Below are 22,227 nucleotides of genomic sequence, written 5' to 3' on the forward strand. Positions count from 1 at the left end.
CTCCCCGCCCACCGGGCCGCCTCCCTCCCCTGAAACCCCGTGGAACCCGTCCTGTCTGAAAGGTCAACCGAAGGTCATGATGAGTGAGCAGCCTGCGTCCTGGACCGGCACCGACACGGACACGGACACGGACACGGAGCGGAACGAGCCGATCGCCGTCGTAGGCATGTCCTGCCGGCTTCCCGGGGCCGACGGGCCCACCGCGTTCTGGGACCTCCTGGCCGGGGGCGTCAGCGCCATCGGGGACGTACCGGCGGACCGGTGGGCGGAGGGCGCGGCCGGCGCGCTGTCCCGTGGCGGGTTCCTCGACGGCGTGGCCGACTTCGACGCGGCCTTCTTCGGCGTCTCGCCCCGCGAGGCGGCGGCGATGGATCCCCAGCAGCGGCTGGTGCTCGAACTGGCCTGGGAGGCGCTGGAGGACGCGGGCATCGTGCCCGCTTCGCTGCGCGGCAGCAGGACCGCCGTGTTCGTCGGCACCCTGCGCGACGACTACACCAACCTGCTGTACCAGTACGGTGCCGAAGCCGTCACGCAGCACACCATGACCGGGGTGAACCGGGGCGTCATCGCCAACCGGGTCTCGTACCTGCTCGGCCTGCAAGGGCCCAGTCTCACCGTGGACTCCGCCCAGTCGTCCTCGCTGGTCGCCGTACATCTCGCCTGCGAGAGCCTACGGAACGGGGAGTCGACCGCCGCTCTGGCCGCGGGCGTGAACCTCAACCTGCTCGCCGAGAACACCGTCACCGAGCAGCGGTTCGGGGCACTGTCGCCGGACGGGACGACGTACACCTTCGACGCCCGCGCCAACGGCTTCGTGCCCGGCGAGGGCGCCGGCGTGCTCGTGCTCAAGCCGCTGCGGCGCGCCGTCGCCGACGGTGACCGGATCTACGGCGTGCTCCGCGGCAGCGCCGTCAACAACGACGGTGCCACCGACGGGCTGACCGTCCCGAGCTCCGACGCCCAGAAGCAGGTGATCCTCGCCGCCCGCGAGCGTGCGGGCGTGGCCGCCGAGGAGGTGCAGTACGTCGAACTGCACGGCACCGGCACCCCCGTCGGCGACCCCGTCGAGGCCGCCGCGCTTGGCGCCGCGCTCGGCGCGGGGCGGGACGCCGAGCGGGCGCTGCGCGTCGGCTCGGTCAAGACCAACATCGGCCATCTGGAGGGCGCGGCAGGGATCGCGGGCCTCATCAAGACCCTGCTGAGCCTCCACCACCGTCAACTGCCGCCCAGCCTGAACTTCATCGAGGCCGGCCCTGCCATCGCCCTGGACGAGCTCGGTCTGGCCGTCCAGCAGGAGCTGACGGCCTGGCCCGAGCCCGAGCGCCCGCTGGTGGCCGGTGTCAGCTCCTTCGGCATGGGCGGTACGAATTGTCACGTCGTCGTCGCCCAGGCCCCGGCCAGGGGCGGCGCGGAGGGCTCCGAGGACACGGAGGCGGCCGGCGGGCCCGCCCCCGCCGTACTCCCGTGGAGCGTCTCCGGCGCGGGACCCGCTGCGCTCCGGGCCCAGGCCGAACGCCTCCTGGCCTTCGGCTCGTCCGAGGACGCGGTGGTGTCCCCCGTGGACGTCGGCTGGTCCCTGGCGGCGACCCGTACTGCACACAGCCACCGGGGTGTGGTGCTCGGCTCCGATCGAGCCGAACTCCTCGCCGGCCTCCGCGCACTCGTCGAGGGCCGCATCGCCCCCGGTGTCGTGTCGGGAGTCGCGGCACCCGGTAAGACGGCGTTCTTGTTCACGGGACAGGGTGCCCAACGGGCCGGTATGGGAACGGAGTTGTACGAGACCTATCCCGTCTACGCCGCCGCCTTCGACGAGGCATGCGCGGCGCTCGACGTCCACCTTGACCGGCCGATCGCCGAGGTCATCCGTACCGGGCATCTGCTCGACCAGACCGCCTACACACAGCCGGCCCTGTTCGCGGTGGAGGTCGCCCTCTACCGTCTGGTCGAGTCCTTCGGACTCAGGCCCCACTACCTCGCCGGACACTCCATCGGTGAACTCACCGCGGCGCACATCTCCGGGATCCTCGACCTCCCCGATGCCGCACGACTCGTCACGACCCGCGCGCGCCTCATGCAGAACGCCACCACCGGCGGAACCATGATCGCCATCCAAGCCAGCGAAAGCGAAATCACCCCGCACCTCGCTGGACACGAACACCACGCATCCATCGCCGCCCTCAACTCCCCCCACTCCACCGTCATCTCCGGCGACACCCACACCGTCCAGGCGATCGCCGACATCTGGAAGGCACAGGGCCGCAAGACCACTCGCCTGGCTGTCAGCCATGCCTTCCACTCCCCCCACATGGACACAGCGGCGGAGGAACTCCTCGCCACAGCGGCCACCCTCACCTACCACTCACCCACCATCCCGATCATCTCCACCCTCACGGGAGAGTCCGCCGACCAGCACCTCACCACCCCCCGGTACTGGTCCGACCAACTCCGAGGCACCGTCCGCTTCACCGACACCCTCCACACCCTGAACAACCACGGCACCACCACCTACCTCGAAATCGGACCCGACGCAGTCCTCACCCCCCTCACCCACACCACCCTCGACACCAGGCAAGCCGCCGCCCTCCTCCGCCCCGGCAAACCCGAGACACACACCCTCCTCACCGCCCTCGCCACGACCCACGTCCACGGCGCCACCGTCGACTGGACCACCCCCTACGCCGAGCTGAACCCGCAACGCGTCGACCTCCCCACCTACCCCTTCCAACGCAGGCGGTACTGGCTCGACGGGGCAGCGCGCGCCACCAAGGCATTGGCACCCGGGCTGTCGCGTGAAGAAGCCGAGGGACAGCAGGACGCCGACCCCCGTGGGGATCTGGGCACGCGTCTGGCCACGCTGTCGGAGTCGGCCCGCCGGCAGGCGGTGACCGACCTCGTCGACGAACACATAGCGGCCGTCCTGGAGTACGGACCCGGTGATCGGATCGACCGGCACTTGGCGTTCCAGAAGCTCGGGTTCAGTTCGCTGATGGCCACCGAGCTGCGCGCCGCGCTCGCGAGCGCCACCGGACTGCGCCTGCCCACCGGGCTGCTCTTCGACCACCCCACGCCCGAGGCGCTCGCCCGGTTCGTGGAGGGCGAGTTGCTCGGGGCGGCCGGGACGCACACCGAGGTGACCGCGACGGCGGCCGACGACGATCCGATCGCCGTCATCTCCATGGCCTGCCGATTCCCCGGTGGTGTGGCCTCCCCCGAGGACCTGTGGCGTCTGGTGTCCGAGGGCGGCGATGCCGTCTCCGCGTTCCCGACGAACCGGGGTTGGGCCGAGGACCTGTACGACCCGGACTCCGAACAGCGGGGGAAGAGTTCGGTCCGGCACGGCGGATTCCTGCACGACGCGGGCGAGTTCGACCCCGCGTTCTTCGGGATCTCCCCGCGCGAGGCCTTGGCCATGGACCCCCAGCAGCGGCTGCTCCTCGAGACCGCCTGGGAGGCCGTCGAACGCGCGCGGATCCTGCCCGAGTCGCTGCACGGGACCCGTACCGGCGTCTTCGTCGGCGCCACCGGCATGGAGTACGGGCCCCGGATGCAGGACGCGCCCGCGTCCGTGCAGGGCAACGTGCTCACCGGCTCCACCACGAGCATCCTCTCGGGGCGGATCGCCTACCAGTTGGGGCTGCTCGGGCCTGCGGTGACCGCCGACACGGCCTGCTCCTCGTCCCTGGTCGCCCTTCACCTGGCGATGCGTTCGCTGCGCAGCGGCGAGACGAATCTGGCGCTGGCCGGCGGTGTGACCGTGATGTCCTCGCCCGGCATGTTCGTGGAGTTCTCCCGCCAACACGGCCTGGCCTCCGACGGCCGCTGCAAGTCGTTCGCGGCCGACGCGGACGGTACCGGCTGGTCGGAGGGTGTCGGGCTCCTGCTCCTTGAGCGTCTGTCGGACGCCCGCCGCAACGGGCACCAGGTGCTGGCGGTCCTGCGCGGTTCGGCGATCAACCAGGACGGCGCCAGCAACGGCCTGACGGCTCCCAGCGGCCTGGCGCAGCAGAGCGTCATCCGGCAGGCGCTGGCCGACGCGAACCTCACCCCTGCCGATGTCGACGCCGTGGAGGCGCACGGGACGGGCACCCGACTCGGCGACCCCATCGAGGCCGAGGCGCTGATCGCGACGTACGGCACCGGGCGCGGTGACCGGTCTCCGGTGCTTCTGGGGTCGCTGAAGTCCAACATCGGGCATGCGCAGGCGGCCGCCGGTGTGGGCGGGGTCATCAAGATGATCGAGGCCATGCGGCACGGGATCCTGCCCCGCACGCTCCACGCGGACGAGCCCACGCCGATGGTCGACTGGTCGGCCGGTACGGTCGAACTGCTCACCCAGGAGAGGGAGTGGCCCGAGACCGGTGGGCCGCGTCGGGCGGCCGTCTCCTCGTTCGGCATCAGCGGCACCAACGCCCATGTCGTCCTGGAGTACGACCCCGCGACGGCCCCCACCCCCACAGCCGAAAGCCCCGCCCCGGATGCGAACGGGCTGCCCGTCCCCTGGGTCCTCTCCGGTCGGGACGAGCGGGCGCTGCGCGCACAGGCCGCACGACTGCGGGCCCACCTCGGTTCCGGGGCCGACCCGGTCGCCGTGGGGCGGTCGCTCGCTGTGACGCGTACGGTCTTCGAGGAGCGGGCCTCGGTTCTGGGCCTGGACATCGACGAGCACCTCGACGCGCTCGAAGCTCTCGCGGACGGCCGTGACCACCCGAAGCTGATCACGGGGAGCGCGGCGAACGCGGGCCGTACGGCCTTCCTGTTCACGGGCCAGGGCGCCCAACGGGCCGGTATGGGCACGGAGTTGTACGAGACCTACCCCGTCTACGCGGCAGCCTTCGACGAAGTGTGCGCCGCGCTCGACGTCCACCTCGACCGGCCGATCGCCGAGGTCATCCGTACCGGGCACGAGCTTGACCAGACCGCCTACACCCAGCCCGCGCTGTTCGCGGTGGAGGTCGCCCTCTACCGTCTGGTCGAATCCTTCGGACTCCGGCCCGACTACCTCGCCGGACACTCCATCGGCGAACTCACCGCCGCACACATCGCCGGGATCCTCGACCTCCCCGACGCCGCACAACTCGTCACCACTCGCGCCCGACTCATGCAGAACGCCACCACCGGCGGCAGCATGATCGCCATCCAAGCCACCGAAACCGAAATCACCCCCCACCTCGCAGGACACGAACACCACGCATCCATCGCCGCCCTCAACACACCCCACTCCACCGTCATCTCCGGCGACACCCACACCATCGAAAAAATCGCCGAACACTTCACACAACAAGGCCGCAAAACGCACCGCCTCGCCGTCAGCCACGCATTCCACTCCCCCCACATGGACACCGCCGCCGAAGAACTCCACGCCACAGCGGCCACCCTCACCTACCACCCACCCACCATCCCCATCATCTCCACCCTCACCGGACAACCCGCCGACCAGCACCTCACCACCCCCCAGTACTGGTCCGACCAACTCCGAGGCACCGTCCGCTTCACAGACACCCTCCACACCCTCAACAACCACGGCACCACCACCTACCTCGAAATCGGACCCGACGCAGTCCTCACCACCCTCACCCACACCACCCTCGACACCACGCAAGCCATCGCCCTCCTCCGCCCCGGCAAGCCCGAGGCGGACACCGTGGCCGAGGGGCTCGCGCGTGCCCATGCGGCAGGTGCCGGCCTGGATCCGGCGGCGCTCTTCCCCGACGGGGAGCTGGTGGACCTGCCGACGTACGCCTTCGGCCGCGACCACTTCTGGCTCGCTCCGCAGCCGACAGTCGACGCACGCGGCCTCGGCCTCGACGCCGCCGACCATCCGCTGCTCTCCGCCGCCGTCGACCTCGCCGACGGCGAGACCACCGTGCTCACGGGCCGACTCGGACTCGGCGGCCAACCGTGGCTGGCGGACCACGCCATCACCACCGTCCTGCTGCCCGCGACTGCGTTCCTGGAGCTGGCTGTCGCCGCCGGCGGTCACGTGGGGCTGCCGGAGGTGCAGGAACTCACGCTGGAGGCGCCGCTGGCGCTCACGCAGGGCGAGGCGGTCCGTGTCCAGGTGACCGTGGGCGCGCCGGAGAGCGACGGCGTGCGGTCGTTCACGATCCACGCGTGCCCCGACGACGACAGTGAAGGCGCCCGTCGGTGGACGCGCCATGCCGTCGGCGCGCTGTCCCCGCAGAGGCCCGGCGCGCACGAGTCAGAGCTGTCGGAGTTGTCGGAGCTGGCGGGCTCCTGGCCGCCCGCCGGTGCGGCGCCCGTGCCGATCGATGACGTGTACGAGCGGCTGGCGTCGCTCGGTTACTCCTACGGCCCCGCCTTCCAGGGGCTGACCGCACTCTGGCGCGCGGGCGAGGACCTGTACGCGGAGGTTTCGCTGCCCGCCGGGCCGGCCGAGGCGTCCGGGTTCGCGCTGCATCCGGCCCTGCTCGACGCCGCCCTGCACCCGCTGGTCCTGGACGCCGCCGAAGGCGAGGAAGGCGACAGCGGCTCGATCAGGCTGCCGTTCTCCCTCTCGGGCGCCACCGTGCACGCCACCGGAGCCGCCGAGCTGCGCGTACGGATCCGGCCGCACGCACCGGGCTCCGGCTCCTACGGGCTGACCCTGGCCGACGGCGCTGGCGCGCCGGTCGCCGTCGTGGAGTCGGTGGCCCTGCGCCCGGTCGACAAGGCCAAGCTGGCCGACGCGGCGCGGGCCGAGGGCGGTGCCCTGTACGAGCTGCGCTGGCCGGTGCTCCCCGCACCCCAGGTGCAGGTGGACGAAGCGTGGGTCGAGGCGGCCGTGGAAGGCCTCGCGGGGGTGGAAGCGGCCGAGCTGATCCTCGTACGGTTCCCGGCGTCTCCGCCCGGCGACGGACGGGGCGCGGCGCGTGCTCTGGACCTCGTACGGGAGTTCCTGGCCGACGAGCGGTTCACCGACTCGCGTCTGGCCGTCGTGACATCGGGAGCCGTCGCCGCACTGCCCGGCGAGGACGTCACGGACCTCGACTCCGCCCCGGTCTGGGGCCTGATCCGCTCGGCTCAGTCCGAACACCCGGGCCGTATCGTCCTCGTGGACACGGACGGCAGCCCCGCGTCCGACGGTCTCCTCCCCACGGCCCTGACCACCGGCGAGCCGCAGCTCGCCCTGCGTGACGGCGTCGTGCATGTGCCACGCCTCGCCGTATCCGGCCGACAGTCGGGCGGGGCGCCCGCCTCGTTCGACCCGGAGGGCACGGTCCTCGTCACCGGCGGTACCGGCGGCCTTGGCGCGCTCCTCGCACGCCACCTGGTGGCCGAACACGGTGTACGGCACCTGCTCCTGACGAGCCGTCGGGGCGATCGTGCTCCAGGCGCCGCCGAACTGGCCGCCCAGCTCTCCGAGGCCGGAGCGACCGTCCGCGTCGTAGCGGCCGACGTCTCGGACCGGGATGCCGTGGCGGACCTGCTCGCCGGGATCGACGCCGGGCATCCGCTGTCCGCCGTCGTCCACACGGCCGGTGTCCTCGACGACGCGACCGTGCTGTCCCTGACCGCCGACAGGCTGGCGGGAGTACTGGGGCCGAAGGCGGACGCCGCACGGCATCTGCACGACCTCACGCGCGGGCTCGACCTGCGAGCGTTCGTTCTGTTCTCCTCCGTCTCGGGGCTCCTCGGCACCGCCGGGCAGGCCAACTACGCTGCCGCCAACGCCGCGTTGGACGCTCTCGCCCAGCACCGTCACGTCCACGGCCTCCCGGCGACCTCGCTTGCCTGGGGTCTGTGGGACGCCACGCACGGCATGGGGGCGACCCTCACCGACTCCGAGATCGCCCGCTGGGTGCGGGCCGGCCTGCCGCCGCTCACGCCCCGGCAGGGGCTCGCCCTCTTCGACGAGGCGCTGGCGCGCGGCGGGCCGCTGTTCGCCCCGCTCGTGCTGCGGCCTTCCCTCCTCGCCGAGGGTTCGGCGGCTCCGGCCGTCCTGCGTGACCTGGTCGCTCCGCGCGCCCGCAGGGCCGTCGAGCGCCCCAAGGCCGGCTCCGGCGGCTCCGGCAAGGACACGGGCGGCGCGTCGGCGTGGAGCCGGCAGATCCTGGCGTTGGGCGAGGACGAGCGGAAGGAGGCCGCCCTCGACCTGGTGCGCGGCAAGGTGGCCGCCGTACTGGGCCACGCCGGGGCGGGAGCCATCAACCCCGACCGTGCCTTCAACGACATCGGCTTCGACTCGATGGCCGCGGTCGAGCTGCGCAACCAGCTGAGCACCGCGACCGGACTGCGGCTGCCCACCACGCTCGTCTTCGACCACCCCGCCCCCCGCACGCTCGCCACGTATCTGCTGGGCCGGGTCGCGGCCGACAAGGCGCCCGCGGCCGTGCGGGTCCGTCCCGGGGTCCGGGCGGCGGACGAGCCGATCGCGATCGTGGGCATGGCGTGCCGGTATCCCGGCGGAGTGGCGTCACCGGGGGATCTGTGGCGGATCGTGTCCGAGGGTGTCGACGCGGTCAGCGAGTTCCCGACGAACCGCGGCTGGGACGTGGAGGGGTTGTACGACCCCGACCCCGAGCGGCCCGGTACGAGCTACACCCGCCACGGCGGCTTCCTGCACGACGCCGGGCTCTTCGACTCCGAGTTCTTCGGGATGTCGCCGCGCGAGGCCACCGCGACAGACCCGCAGCAGCGGCTGCTCCTCGAGACCACCTGGGAGGCGTTCGAGAGCGCCGGTATCGACCCGGACAGTGTCCGCGGCAGTGCCACGGGGGTGTTCACGGGTGCCATGTACGACGACTATCCGGCCCGCGCGAACTCCGCGCCGGGCGAGTTCGAGGGCTTTCTGCTCGCGGGCAACCTCTCCAGCGTGGTGTCCGGCCGGGTCGCCTACACCTACGGTCTGGAGGGCCCTGCCGTCACCGTCGACACGGCGTGCTCGTCCTCGCTGGTCGCCCTCCACCTGGCCGCGAACGCCCTCCGGTCAGGTGAGTGCGACCTCGCCCTGGCCGGTGGCGTGACCGTGATGGGGCAGCCGACGACGTTCGTCGAGTTCTCCCGTCAGCGGGGCCTGTCGGCCGACGGCCGCTGCAAGGCGTTCGCCGCGTCCGCCGACGGCACCGGCTGGTCCGAAGGCGTCGGCGTGCTGCTGGTGGAGCGGCTGTCCGACGCCCGGCGCAACGGCCACCAGGTCCTCGCCGTGGTGCGGGGCACCGCGATCAACCAGGACGGCGCGAGCAACGGCTTGACCGCGCCCAACGGTCCTTCCCAGGAGCGGGTGATCCGCCAGGCGCTGGCCAACGCGCGGCTCGACGCGGCCGACGTGGACGCGGTCGAGGCGCACGGCACGGGCACCACGCTCGGCGACCCCATCGAGGCGCAGGCCCTGCTCAACACGTACGGGCAGGAGCGTGCGGGCGAGGACCGCCCGCTGTGGCTGGGCTCGCTGAAGTCCAACATCGGCCACTCCCAGGCCGCGGCCGGAGTGGGCGGGATCATCAAGATGGTCGAGGCGATGCGGCACGGGGTTCTCCCTCGTACGCTGCACGTGGACGAGCCGTCGTCGCACATCGACTGGGAGTCGGGCGCGGTGGAGCTGCTCACCGAGGCGCGTCCGTGGCCCGAGCACGGCCGGCCGCGCCGCGTGGGCGTCTCGTCCTTCGGGATCAGTGGGACCAACGCCCACGTCATCATCGAGGAGCCGCCCGCGGCGTCCTCGGCGGCGGGCGGTACGGACGGCACCTCGCCGGACATGGGTGACGACGCCGTCGTGCCCTGGGTCCTGACGGCCCGTGGCGAGGACGCCCTCCGCGACCAGGCCCGCCGGCTGCACGACCACCTGAACGGACGCCCCGAACTGGCCCCCGCCGACGTCGCGTTCTCGCTCGTCGCCAACCGCGCGGCGCTGGAGGACGGGGCCGCGATCGTCGGTGCCGGTCGCGCGGAGCTCCTCGAAGGACTCGACGCCCTGGCGCGGGGCGGCTCCTCCCCCCGCCTTGTGCACGGCCGCCCGGTCGGTGAGGGCAGGACCGCGTTCCTCTTCTCCGGGCAGGGCAGCCAGCGCCTGTCCATGGGGCAGGAGCTGTACGCCTCCTCGCCGGTGTTCGCCGCGGCGCTCGACGAGGTCGCCGCCCATCTCGACAGTGAGCTCGTGCGCCCGGTCAAGGACGTGCTGTTCGCCCGGGAGAACACCGCCGACGCGGCGCTCATCGACCGGACCGCCTTCACCCAGGCGGCGCTGTTCGCCCTTGAGGTGGCGCTGTTCCGCTGGTTCGAGCACCACGGGCTCCGCCCCGACCTCCTCCTGGGTCATTCGATCGGCGAAGTCACGGCCGCTCATGTCGCGGGCGTGCTGAATCTCCCCGACGCGGCCGTCCTGGTCGCCGAGCGCGGTCGCCTGATGCAGTCCGCCCAGGAGGGCGGTGCGATGGCGGCGATCGAGGCGGACGAGGACGACGTACGGGCCATGCTCCTCGCCCACCCGTCCGCGACCGGCACCGTCGACATCGCCGCGGTCAACGGGCCGCGAGCGGTCGTCATCTCCGGGGACGCGGCGGCGGTCGAGGATCAGCTGAGCCTCTGGAAGGCCAGGAACGTGCGGACCAAGCGTCTGACCGTCAGCCACGCGTTCCACAGCGCCCACATGGACGACGTCCTGGAGGAGTTCCGCGAGGTCGCCGCCGGGCTTTCGTTCCACCCCCCGCGCATCCCCATCGTCTCCAATGTGACGGGCACCGCGGCGACCGACGAGGAACTCACCTCACCCGACTACTGGGTCCGCCACATCCGCCAGGCCGTCCGCTTCCACGACGGCGTACGGCACCTCGCCGCGCAGGGCGTCACCCGGTTCGTCGAACTGGGGCCGGACGGCGTCCTGACCGCCCTGGTCCAGAACGCCCTCGCCGCGGACCACGCCGACGACCACAGGGCTCTGGTGACGCCCGCCCTGCGCAAGGGCCGCGACGAGACCGAAACCCTCCACCGCGCCCTCGCCCAACTGCACCTGGCGGGCGCCCGGCCCGACTGGAGCACCGTCCTGCCGGGGGCGCGGCGCGTACCGCTCCCCACGTACGCCTTCCAGCACCGCCACTACTGGCTCAGCGCACCGGCCGCCGCCGTGAGCGCCGACGGTCTGGGTCTCGACACCGTCGAGCACCCGCTCCTGAGCGCCGCGCTCCCCATCGCGGGCCGCGACGAGACCGTGCTCACCGGACGTCTCGCCTTGGCCACACACCCGTGGCTCGCGGACCACGCGGTCACCGGAACCGTGGTCCTGCCGGCGACCGCGCTCCTCGAACTCGCCGCCCGGGCAGGGGAACAGACCGGCGCGCCCCGGGTCGAGGAGCTCACCCTGACAGCCCCACTGACGCTGCCCGGGGCCGACGCCGTGCACCTCCAGGTCAGCGCCGGGCTCCCCGACGCCGACGGACGGCGCTCCCTCGAGATCCACTCGCGCGCCCAGGACGGCGACTGGCAGCTCAATGCCCACGGCAGCCTCGCGCCGGAATCGGACACCTTCCCGGACGTCGCGGACACCGCCGCGATGACCGCGCCGTGGCCGCCGACGCACGCCTCCGCGGTCGACCTCGACGGCCTCTACGACCGTCTGGCCGAGGGGGACTACGCGTACGGCCCGGCCTTCCAAGGGCTGCGCCGCGTGTGGCACGCGCCGGGCGAGACGTTCGCCGAGGTGGCGCTGCCCGAGCCGGTCGCCGCGGACGCCGCCCGGTTCCTGCTGCACCCGGCGCTGCTCGACGCCGCGCTGCACCCGCTGCTGCCGGGCGTGACCGGCGACACGGACACCGCCGTGCTCCCGTTCTCCTGGTCCGACGTTCGCCTGCACGCCGTGGGCGCCACCCACCTGCGGGTACGCATCACCCGCGGCGACACCGACCCGAACGTGGTGTCGCTGACCGTCGCCGATCAGACCGGCGCGGCGGTCCTGTCCGTGGGTGGCCTGACCCTGCGGCCGCTGTCGCGCGCGGCCCTGCGCGGCGCCGACACGGGCCGCGACGGGCTGTTCCGTATGACGTGGTCGGAGGTGTCCGCTCCGGCGGCCGACCTTTCGGAGTGGGCCACGTGGGGAGCCTGGCCGGCCGGTCCGGTGCCCGCCTGCGCCGACCTCGACGAGGCGGCGTCCACCGGGGCGCGCACGGTGCTGTGGTCGCTGGTCTCCGATCCCGGGCCGGTTCACGGCGAGGGCATCGCCGCCCTCGCGAGGGTCGAGCTGTGCCGGGTCCTGGAGCGCGTACAGCAGTTCCTGGCCGACGACCGGCTCGCCGCCTCCCGACTCGTCGTCGTCACCCGTGGCGCCGTCGCGGCCGGAATCGGCGAGGGCGACGGCAAGGGCGGGGGCGACGGACACGGCAAGGGCGACGGCGACGGCGTCCACGACCTCGTCCACGCGGGGCTCTGGGGGCTGCTGCGGGTGGCCCAGACCGAGAACCCCGGCCGGGTCGTCCTGGTCGACACCGATCTCGATCCCGCCGACCCGGCCCATGTGCCGCTGATCGCGCGGGCCGTCGGCAGTGGCGAGACGCAGGTGGCGCTCCGCGAGGGGCGGATCCTCAGGCCCCGGCTGACCCCCGCCCCGGCTCCCGCTCCCGCTCCCGACACGACAGCCTCGGCGACGGACGGAACGTGGGAGGGCGGCACCGTACTGATCACCGGAGCCACCGGCGCCCTCGGCGGCGTCCTGGCCCGGCATCTCGTCACCCGGCACGGCGCACGCTCCCTGCTGCTGCTCAGCCGCCGCGGCGAGCAGGCCCCGGGCGCCGCCGAACTCCGCACCGAGCTGGAAGGACTCGGCGCCGCCGTCGACTTCGCGGCCTGCGACGCCGCCGACCGCCGGCAGCTGGCCCGCGTCCTCTCGGGTCTCACCACACCACTGCGGGCGGTCGTCCACACGGCGGGCGTCCTGGACGACACCGTCCTCGCCGATCTCACCCCCGAACGGCTCGACGCGGTCGTCCGCCCCAAGATCGACGCGGCGTGGAACCTCCACGAACTCACCCGTGACACCGACCTCGGCGCGTTCGTCCTGTACTCGTCGATCGCCGGTCTCATCGGCAACGCGGGCCAGGCCAACTACGCGGCGGGCAACACCTTCCTGGACGCCCTCGCCGCCCACCGCCGAGCCCAGGGGCTACCGGCGACGTCGCTCGCCTGGGGCCTGTGGGAGGAGTCGAGCGCCCTGAGCGGCGACCTCGGCGAGAACGACCTGCGCCGGCTCTCCCGTCTCGGTCTCACCCCGCTCGCGACCGAGCACGCCATGGCCCTGTTCGACCGGGCCACCGCCACCGAGCATCCGCTCCACGCGGCCACCGGCGTCGACAGCGCCCTGCTGCGCCGCAACCCCGACCGCGCCCACCCGCTGCTCCACGGCCTCGTCCCGGCAGCCACGCGTACCCGGAAGGCGGCCGGCGCCGCGCAGCCGGCCAACGATCTGCCTCAGCGGCTCGCCGCGCTCGACGCCGCCGCACGCGAGCAGAGCCTCGCCGACCTGATCCAGAGCCACGTCAACGACATCCTCGGCCATGCGCCGGGCACCGCGATCAACCCCGAAAGGAGCTTCCAGGAGATCGGGTTCGACTCGCTGACGACGGTGGAACTCCGCAACAAGCTCAACGCGGCCACGGGGCTCCATCTCCCCACGACCCTCGTCTTCGACCAGCCCAACCCGCAGGCCCTCGCCCGGCACATCGCCCGGCTCATCACCCCGCGGTCCGAGACCGGCTCCGGCGCGCCCTCCCTGGCCACCGTCCTCGCCGCTCTCGACCAGGCAAGGAGCCTCGTCGACACCCTCGACGTCGAGGACCCCGCCCGCGCCACGCTGACGGCTCAGCTCAGGCGGCTGCTCGACACGACCGGGGAGGACCCCGCCGCCCGACCCGACCGGGACGCCGACCTGGACGCCGCGACCGACGAGGAGCTCTTCGCCTTCCTCGACCACGCCGACTAAATACCGATGCGGGTGGCGCGGCGGTTGCCGCGCCACCCGCTCCGCGATCAGTTCGCGATTCCGCGATCAGTTCGCGATTCTGTGATCAGTTGGCGTTTCTGTGATCAGTTCGCGTTCACGAGGTCGTGCGCGGGAACGGTCACGGTGCGCTTGCCGGGGGTGCCGCCGAGGACGATCTTCCGGAGGGCGCTGTTGTTGTCGAGGTTGGTCTCCTTCAGGCGCTTGGCCGGGTTGGCCAGGACCTGGATGTAGTACGTGCCGTTGGGGAGGTCCGTGATGTCGAACGACTGGCCCGGCAGGTCCTGGGAGTAGGTGTCACCGGAGCCGACGTCAAGCACCTCGCGGACGGAGATGGAGTTCTCCTGGCCGCAGGCGGTGGCCAGATCGGTGTTGTACGGGTGCCAGTTGGCGTTCTTCACCGTGTAGTCGACCGCGTCGGTGTTGGCCAGGCAGAAGGCCTCCTTGCCGCTGCGCACCGCTTCCTTCTGGTCCGCCTTCAGCAGCCGGTAGCTGGCGAAGTCGGTGAAGTGCCAGTGCACATGGCCCGGACGCGGGTCCCACTCCATGGTGCCGGTCGGGGTGTAGCCGACCTGCTTGCCCTGGGCGTCGTAGAAATACTGGTACGCGTCCATCTTGGCCTTGCCGGGCGAACGGAAGCCGTCCACCACGAGCTGGGCCGGACCGGCGTTCCAGACGTTGGCGCTGAAGGCCAGGTAGTCCTTGCCGGGGACGTCCTCGCCACCGTCGCTGATGGTGATGCCGTAGGCCGGCAGCGACCGCAGGTCGGGCTTGGGGACGTCCGGGACGGAGGCCTTGCCGGTGGGCCGCTGGGACATCGGCTTGAGGGCGGGCGCCTTGCGCGATCCGTCGGTCTGCCCGGCGGTGTCGCCCGTCTGCATCTGCGCGTCGGCGCGCCCGGCCTGCTGCTGCTTCTTCAGCGCCCAGGGCAGGGCCGGCGGCGCGGCCTTCAGCGGGCCGTGGCCCACGTTGTACGAGACGCCCGCGCCGCTGGTCTCCGGTGCGCCGGCCTGGGCCGGCGTCGGGGCGTGACCCGGCCCGTGCCCGGCGTGCGCGGACGGGGCGGCCTGGTGGCCGGCGCCGTGCCCGGCGTGCTCCCCGGCGGCGGCCGAGCGGGCGCCCGCGCCGCCACGGCCCTCCTCCCAACTGCGCTCCTCGACGGTGACCTTCACCGTCGCGGGCTTGTCGGCGATGCCGAAGAGGTCGCGGTACTTCTTGGCGACCCCGACCTTGGCCGTGTACGTGCCGGCGGCGAGCTTCACCGACTCGGTGTAGGAACCGGCGTAGGTGTTGGACGCCCACCCCTTCTCGACGCCCCACACGGAACCGAGGGTGAAGGGGTTGGTGGGGCAGCTCTCCGGATACTTCGAGGTGGAGGGCGCGTCGGGCCGGACCCGTCCGCTGGCGTTGTTCGGACAGAAGCTCTCCGTCCGGGTGACGACCTTCTTGCCCGCCTTGTCGGTGATGGTGATCTCCGCGAAGCCCGGCAGCCCGGAGAAGTCCTTCACGGTGCCCAGGGGCAGCGTCTTGGACGTGGCCTTGCCGCCGTTGAACACGGTCTGAGTGATGGTCACCGGGTCCTTGTAGGACTTCCGGTTCACCTTGAACTCCAGCGGAGTCCCCTCCGCGGTCAGGTAGGTGCCCAGGTCCAGATAGACGCCCGGCTCCTCCTTCCACGAGGTGAGCGTGACCGATTCGGTCGCCGCGATCAGACTCAGCTTGGGCCCCGTCGCGGCCTTCGCCTGATCCGGCGTGGCGGCCATGAAGCCGGCCGTCACGGCCATGGCGGCGACGGCCGTGGTACCGGCGAGCAGCGGACGCCGCAGCCGGGTGGTGCGCTTGGTGGTCATCGTTCCCTCGTCCTCCGGATGCTGTGAGAAGGAAGCGGACAGCGGGCCACCCGGCCGAGCGGGACAGGGACGGACTTACGGTCCGTTCGGTCCGGCCGGCGCGGTGAGAGGCACTCGCTGCGCCCGTGGGGAGAGAGGGGGCGGCGGGATGCCGGGTTGTCCGGAGGGAAGAAATCGTCGGGATGTTGGCCGAATATTGCCGCCGCCCGGCCGCTCCGCGTAGGCGAGCCACCGGTGCGTGCGCTCGCCTGCGCGGAGGTGGCGCGCGCGTCAGGGGCGGGCGGCCAGGGCTTCGACCTCGAAGAGCACGTCGGACGTGGCCAGGCTCGCGACACCGATGAGAGTCTGCGTGGGCGGGTTCTTGCCCCAGACCTCCTGTACGGCCCCGGCGATCGGGCCGAGCTTGCTGACGTCGTGGTTCACGACGTACGTCCTGAGCTGGACGACGTGGCTGAGGTCGAGGCCATGGGCGGCGAGGGCGACGCCGATGTTGTGGAACGTCCGCTTCACCTGCTCGGTGAAGTCGGACGAGACGACCGCGCCGTCGGGACCGGATCCGTACTGGCCCGCGACGAGCACCAGTTCCGTACCCGCGGGGACGGTGGCGGTGTGGCTGTAGCCGAACGGGACCGGGTCGTGCAGGCCGTCCGGGTTGACGATGGCGTGTGCCATGCGGGTCACCTCGCGTGTGTGATGGGGCGGTTGGTCTGTGTGTGGAGAGCCTCGCAAGCAATCACGACACCGTCTGTCATGTATTCCGGTAGCGTTTTCGCGTGCGCGCCGATCGGTTGGTCTCGCTGGTGCTGTTGCTGCGGCAGCACGGTCGGTTGTCCGCGGCAACCCTCGCCCGCGAACTCGAGGTTTCCACCCGGACCGTGCTGCGCGACATCGACGCGCTGTCCGCCGCCGGTGTCCCGGTCTACGCCGAACGCGGGCGGCACGGCGGATTCGCGTTGCTGCCCGGCTTCCGTACCGAGCTCACCGGACTGAACCACGACGAGGCACTCGCCCTGCTGGTCGCCGGATCGCGGCGCGGCGCGCAGGTGTTCGGCCTCGGCTCGGCGCTCGCCTCGGCCATGCTCAAGGTGGTCGACGCACTGCCCGCCGGCTATCGGGCCACCGCCGCCGGCGCGGCTCAGCGGCTGCTCATCGACCCGGAGACCGACCTCCTCTCCCGCCGGCTGGTTGCGGAGGAGGTCCCCGACGCCATCGCGGCCGAGGTGCGGAGCGCGGTGTTCGCCGGACACAAGCTGCGCATCCACTACGCGGCCGTGGACCAGGCGCCGAAGTGGCGCACGGTGGACCCGATCGGCCTGGTCACCGTGCGCGACCAGGGCTACCTGCTCGCCACGCGCTCCGGCGCGGACCGCACGTACCGGCTGTCCCGCATCCTGGCCGCCGAGGAACTCTCCGAACCGGCACAGCGACCGGACCGGGTCGACCTGGACCGGGCCTGGCAGGAACGCAGCAGGCAGTTCCGGACCGGCGGCGACCAAGTCACCGCGCTGGTACGGATACACCCGGCCCGGCGGGACGACCTGGTGGGCACCGCGCTGGCCGTCCTCACCGAGGAAGCCGACACAGCAGGCGACTCGACAGACGGCTGGCTGCGGCTCGAGGTCACCTTCCAAGACCCGCGTCACGCCGAATGGGCGGTCTGGCAGCTCGGCACGAACGCGGAGGCCCTGGGGCCGCAGTGGTTGCGCGACTCCCTGCGCGACCGCGCCTCGGCGATCGCCATCCGGTATGGAGCGTCCTCCGAATCGTCCTGACCGGCCCCTGGCCACCCCGTACCGCTGCCGGACATACTGGACGTGTGCAATCGCCGTCACTGATCGCCCAAGGACTGCGGGAACGAGCCGGTGAGGCCCTGCTGCAGCGGGTCGCGGGCCCGACGGCGCACGAAAAGCGCGCCCGTATCCACGGCACGCCGGGGCCTCGATGGTTCGGCCCCGACCGGCCCGTGCGCCGGGTGCACTCCGACGCGTCGATGTACGTCGGGGGGCTCGCGGCCCTGCTGCTCCAGTCGCTCCATCCGGTCGCCATGGCCGCGGTCTCCGCGCACTCCGGCTTCCAAGGAGACCCCTGGGGGCGGCTGCAGCGCACCAGCACCTTCCTCGCGGTCACGACGTTCGGCACCAGCGACGACGCGGAGCAGGCGGCACGCAGGGTGCGGGAGGTGCACGAGCGGGTCACCGGGCGGACGTCGGAGGGGGTGCCGTACCGCGCGTCCGATCCGCACCTCCTCACCTGGGTGCACATCGCCGAGGCGTCCTGCTTCCTGCGGGCCCACCAACGCTACGGCCGCCGCCCCCTCGGTACGGCCGAACAGGACGGCTACGTCGCGGACATGGCGCTCGTCGCGCGCCGGCTCGGCGTGGCCCACCCGCCCGAGACGATGGCCGAACTGACCGCCTGCCTCGCCGCGTACCGGCCCGAGCTGCGCGGCACCCCGGAGTCCCGCGCGACGGCGCGCTTCCTGCTGGCGCACCCGCCCATCCCCCGCCCCGCGCGGCTCCCGTACGCCTTCCTGGCGGCCGCGGCGGTCGCGCTCCTGCCCCGGTGGGTCAGGGCCTCGCTCGACCCGCCGCTCTCCGTCCGCCTGATGCTGCCCTTCGCCCCGCTCGCCGGGCGCGCGATCATCGCCCTGGTCCGGTGGGCGATCCCGCCCCCGCCCCTGCCGCCGGCCGCCGGAGCGGTGACCTAGAGTGCGGGTGTGCCGTCGTACAGCATTGGGCAGGCCGCGCAGCTGCTCGGAGTGAGTTCGGAGACCGTTCGCCGGTGGGCGGACGGCGGCAGGCTCGGCATGGAGCGCGACGGGTCCGGCAAGCGCACGATCGACGGGGTCGCGCTGGCCCGGTTCGCGGGAGAGCGTGGCGCCGGGCTGCACGCCGTACCGGAGGACGATGTCCCGACCTCCGTACGGAACTCGTTCGTGGGGATCGTGACCGCCGTACGCGTCGACGACGTGGCCGCGCAGGTCGAGGTGCAGTCCGGGCCGCACCGCCTGGTGTCGCTGGTGACGCGCGAGGCCGTCGAGGACCTGGCCCTGGAGGTCGGCGTTACGGTCACCGCGCGGGTGAAGTCGACCAGCGTGCACATCGACCTTCCCTGACCCTCGCCCTGGCAGCCCTCAGCGGCAGAGCAGCGCCGCCCGCAGGTCGAGCTTGTGGTCGAGCCGTGACAGGTCGCGGCCGGTGAGGGCCTCGATGCGCTCGACGCGGTAGTGGACCGTGTTGACGTGGAGGTGCAGGGCCTCGGCGGTCCTCGCCCAGGAGCAGTTGTGCGCCAGGAAGACCTCCAGGGTCTCCAGGAGGGTCGCGTGCGAGCCCTTGCCCGCGTCCAGCAGCGGGCCGAGGACGGTGTCCAGGTACGCCGCCCGTACGTCGACGGGGACGCCCGCGAGCAGCGTCCTGAGGTCGGCGAGGTCCGCCGGCCGCGCCACCCGCGCCGCCGCCCCCGCATCGGCGGCTGCCCCCGACCCCGCTGTCGGTGTCGCTGTCGCTGTCGCCGAGCGGGCGGCCGCCAGGGCGTAACGGGCCTGGGCGAGGGCGCCCGGGAGGTCGGCGGGGCCCGGGACGGGGTCGCTGACCCCGGCGTGCAGGGTGGCGCCGGGGCGGCAGGCGTGGAGCAGCGGCCACACCTCGCGGAGCCGTGCGGGCACTTCGCCGCCCGGGTCCGGCTCGTGCGCGAGGACCGCGACGGCCTCGCCCTCCACGCGTCCGGCGACGGCGAAAGCGACCGTACGCAGGTGCTTCAGGCCCTCCGCGAGGGCCGCGGCGGCGTCGCCCCGCTCGTCCGGGTTTCCCGAGGCCGCGACGACGACGGTGTACGCGGCGGCGCCGGAGAGGCCGCACGAACGGAGCGCCTCCTCAAGGACGTTCACCTCCCCGTACGCCGAGCCCACCCGGGTCACCAGCTCCTCGTGGGCCTGTCGGCCGGGCGCCGCACGCAGGTCCTGGCGTCGGCGGTGGCGGCCGACCAGCTCGCCGATCTCGTGCAGGATCCGGGGCGGCACCTGACCGTCCTCCGGCAGGTGCAGGTACCAGGTGTCGAAGACGCTGTCGTCGGCCTCGATCCGTACGGTCGTACCGAGCCGGTCGCGCAACGCCGCCGCCGCGCGCTGGGCCGGGAGTTCGGGCGCGGTCGCGGTCCGGGCGACCGTACGCCCACTGCCGGTGAGCAGATGGCAGTCGGGCGTACCGAGGTGGGCGAAGGAGAGGTCGAGCAGTTCGGCCGCCGACGCGCCCCGTTCCAGGGCGCGTTCGAGGTCGACGCGTACGTTCTCGGGGAGCGCGTAGTGGTCCGTGGGGCGGCGGCTGAACTCGCCCCACTGCCGGAGGTAGACGGCCTCGGTGATGGCCCGGAAGCTGGTGTGCGCGGGCACCGCGAGCAGGGCGACGCGGTGCTTCCGGCAGGCGTCCGCCAGCTCGGCCGGCACCTCGCCGTGCGTCTCCTCCCCCGCGAGCAGGGCCACCGCGCCCGCCTCACTCAGGGCGGACACGAACCGGTCGGCCTTGACCGGATCGCCGTCGCGGGCCCACCACACGAGGCCGCTGAGGACGATCTCGCCCGGCTGCAGGAACCGGGCCGGGTCCTCCAGGTCGGTCGCCGTGACCCCGCCGATCTCCTGGTCGAGCAGGGCCGCTTCGCCCCAGACGAGGGACAGGTCGAGACGGTCGAGGCGGAGAAGGTGATCGACCTGCATACGGGACTCCTTGTGTGCTCGCGGACGAGGCCCGCACCTCACATTCACCATGTGAATGAGAGTTCCATCATCGTAAGTGCGAAGTCAGTGTGGCGAAATACCTCTCGAATGTTCCACCGGGTCGACGCCGCGGCGACGCCGGTACGACGCAGAGGCCGCGCCGAGCACGACCCCCTTCCGTCCGAGGGGTGAGACGTCACCCCTCCCGCCCCGTACCTTCCTCCAACCCCACTCTCATCCGCGATGGAGAGTCGCACGGCTTTGTTGCAGATGAGAGCTAGATCGCCCTACGGTGTCGCACATGCAGTCCTACACCATCGGGCAGGCCGCACGGCTTCTGGGCGTGAGCCCCGACACCGCGCGGCGCTGGGCGGATGCGGGCAGGGTCGCGACGCATCGCGACGAGAGCGGGCGACGCGTCATCGACGGCAAGTCGCTCGCCTCATTCTCGACGGAGATCGGCCAGAGCGGGGGCGAGGACGACGCGTCCTACACCTCCGCCCGTAACGCCTTCCCCGGCATCGTCACCGGGATCAAGCTCGGCGACATCGCGGCCCAGGTCACCATCCAGGCCGGCCCGCACCGCCTCGTCTCCCTCCTCACCCGCGAGGCCGTGGAGGAACTCGGACTGGAAGTCGGCATGCAGGCCACCGCCCGCGTGAAGTCGACCAGCGTGCACATCGACCGCACCTGACCCCGCCTCACGCACCACCGAGGCACCCCGGCCGTCGGCGCGACCGGCCCCCGCCGCACTTTCCGTTCGTCCCCAAGGAGCTACGACCCTCATGTCCTTCACCCTCACCGTCGCCAGACGCCGTACGGCCACCGTCGCGCTCACCGCCGCCCTGCTCGTCCCGCTCGCCGCGTGCGGCAGCGAGGACACCAAGAAGGACACCGGCGGCTCCACCGCCTCCGCGTCCGGCTCTGCGAGCGCCGCGCCCAAGGCCGACCTGACCGTGCTCGCCGCGGCTTCGCTGACCGACGTGTTCAAGACGGCCGGCGCCACGTACGAGAAGGCCCACCCCGGTACGAAGGTCACCTTCTCCTTCGCCGGCTCGCAGGAGCTCGTCGCGCAGGTCTCGCAGGGCGCGCCCGCCGATGTCCTGGTCACCGCCGACACCAAGAGCATGGACAAGGTGAAGGCCGACACCGGCACCCCGGCGATCATCGCGAAGAACCGGCTGGTCATCGCCACCGGCGAGGGCAACCCGCACAAGGTCGACGACCTGAAGGACCTCGCGGACACCAAGCTCAAGGTCGTCCTCGCCGCGCCCGAGGTCCCGGCCGGCAAGTACAGCAAGCAGGTCCTCGACGCCCAGAAGATCACGGTGAAGCCGGTCTCCCAGGAGCCGAACGTGCGCGCCGTGCTCAGCAAGGTCGAGCTGGGCGAGGCCGACGCCGGTCTCGTCTACAAGACGGACGCCGAGAGCGCCAAGGACAAGGTCGACGCGGTCGAGATCCCGGACGCCCAGAACGCCGTCGCCCGGTACCCGGCCGCCACGCTGAAGGACTCCAAGAACGCCGAGGCCGCCGCCGCCTTCGTGGCCTGGCTGTCCTCGCCCGAGGGCCAGAAGATCCTCCAGGACGCGGGCTTCCAGAAGCCGTAACGCATCCATCCTGGGTAGGGTCTTTCGTCGAACGAGAGGCCCTAGGTGTATTGATCACGAGCGTTGTTAACGCTGTCTGGTCTTGATCATGGCGAAGACCTCCGGTGTGGTGGAGGTGTCTAGGCTTCACCGCACACGGAG

9 protein-coding genes are annotated in these 22,227 nt (G+C 72.3%); 6 read left to right on the forward strand and 3 right to left on the reverse strand.

The window, feature by feature from the left end; genetic code table 11:
- Positions 1–79 precede the first annotated feature (79 nt).
- Complete coding sequence (locus tag ACFWRO_RS24935; RefSeq protein ID WP_384513393.1) at positions 80–13,903, forward strand: SDR family NAD(P)-dependent oxidoreductase; 13,824 nt, start codon at positions 80–82, stop codon at positions 13,901–13,903.
- Positions 13,904–14,007: 104 nt separating this feature from the next.
- Here ACFWRO_RS24935 and ACFWRO_RS24940 read toward each other — a convergent pair whose 3' ends face one another.
- Complete coding sequence (locus ACFWRO_RS24940) at positions 14,008–15,771, reverse strand: lysyl oxidase family protein (RefSeq protein WP_384513394.1); 1,764 nt, start codon at positions 15,769–15,771, stop codon at positions 14,008–14,010.
- A gap of 270 nt (positions 15,772–16,041) precedes the next feature.
- The gene (locus tag ACFWRO_RS24945; RefSeq protein ID WP_384513395.1) at positions 16,042–16,443 is read right to left on the reverse strand and encodes a RidA family protein; all 402 of its coding nucleotides are present in this window, start codon (positions 16,441–16,443) and stop codon (positions 16,042–16,044) included.
- A 101-nt stretch (positions 16,444–16,544) separates the two neighbouring features.
- Here ACFWRO_RS24945 and ACFWRO_RS24950 point away from each other — a divergent pair, with 101 nt between their 5' ends.
- Genes ACFWRO_RS24950 through ACFWRO_RS24960 form a run of 3 tightly spaced genes read left to right on the forward strand, consistent with a single transcriptional unit; the run spans position 16,545 to position 18,886 of the window.
- The gene (locus ACFWRO_RS24950; protein WP_384513396.1) at positions 16,545–17,543 is read left to right on the forward strand and encodes a helix-turn-helix transcriptional regulator; all 999 of its coding nucleotides are present in this window, start codon (positions 16,545–16,547) and stop codon (positions 17,541–17,543) included.
- A 44-nt stretch (positions 17,544–17,587) separates the two neighbouring features.
- Positions 17,588–18,478, forward strand: coding sequence for an oxygenase MpaB family protein (locus tag ACFWRO_RS24955; protein ID WP_384513398.1), 891 nt, complete (start codon positions 17,588–17,590; stop codon positions 18,476–18,478).
- A 9-nt stretch (positions 18,479–18,487) separates the two neighbouring features.
- Entirely contained in the window at positions 18,488–18,886 is a 399-nt protein-coding gene (locus tag ACFWRO_RS24960) for a molybdopterin-binding protein (RefSeq protein WP_384513400.1), read from the forward strand.
- A gap of 18 nt (positions 18,887–18,904) precedes the next feature.
- On the opposite strand, the gene ACFWRO_RS24965 is transcribed toward ACFWRO_RS24960, so the two are convergent.
- On the reverse strand, positions 18,905–20,479 hold the full coding sequence (locus ACFWRO_RS24965) for a PucR family transcriptional regulator (RefSeq protein ID WP_384513401.1): 1,575 nt from the start codon (positions 20,477–20,479) through the stop codon (positions 18,905–18,907).
- Positions 20,480–20,780: 301 nt separating this feature from the next.
- Here ACFWRO_RS24965 and ACFWRO_RS24970 point away from each other — a divergent pair, with 301 nt between their 5' ends.
- Positions 20,781–21,173: a molybdopterin-binding protein gene (locus ACFWRO_RS24970; RefSeq protein ID WP_384513403.1), complete on the forward strand. Its 393-nt coding sequence runs from the start codon at positions 20,781–20,783 to the stop codon at positions 21,171–21,173.
- A gap of 91 nt (positions 21,174–21,264) precedes the next feature.
- Positions 21,265–22,086, forward strand: a complete 822-nt coding sequence (gene modA / locus ACFWRO_RS24975) for a molybdate ABC transporter substrate-binding protein (protein WP_384513405.1) — start codon at positions 21,265–21,267, stop codon at positions 22,084–22,086.
- The last annotated feature ends 141 nt before the right edge of the window (positions 22,087–22,227 follow it).

Source organism: Streptomyces sp. NPDC058579, assembly GCF_042718575.1.
Classification (GTDB): Bacteria; Actinomycetota; Actinomycetes; order Streptomycetales; family Streptomycetaceae; genus Streptomyces.

What these genes read in the sequence shown, in the direction of transcription:
- ACFWRO_RS24970 (WP_384513403.1), top strand. Translation starts at nt 20,781, where the DNA reads ATGCAGTCCTACACCATCGGGCAGGCCGCACGGCTTCTGGGCGTGAGC.
- ACFWRO_RS24945 (WP_384513395.1), bottom strand. Translation starts at nt 16,443, where the DNA reads ATGGCACACGCCATCGTCAACCCGGACGGCCTGCACGACCCGGTCCCG.
- ACFWRO_RS24940 (WP_384513394.1), bottom strand. Translation starts at nt 15,771, where the DNA reads ATGACCACCAAGCGCACCACCCGGCTGCGGCGTCCGCTGCTCGCCGGT.
- ACFWRO_RS24965 (WP_384513401.1), bottom strand. Translation starts at nt 20,479, where the DNA reads ATGCAGGTCGATCACCTTCTCCGCCTCGACCGTCTCGACCTGTCCCTC.
- ACFWRO_RS24935 (WP_384513393.1), top strand. Translation starts at nt 80, where the DNA reads ATGAGTGAGCAGCCTGCGTCCTGGACCGGCACCGACACGGACACGGAC.
- modA (WP_384513405.1), top strand. Translation starts at nt 21,265, where the DNA reads ATGTCCTTCACCCTCACCGTCGCCAGACGCCGTACGGCCACCGTCGCG.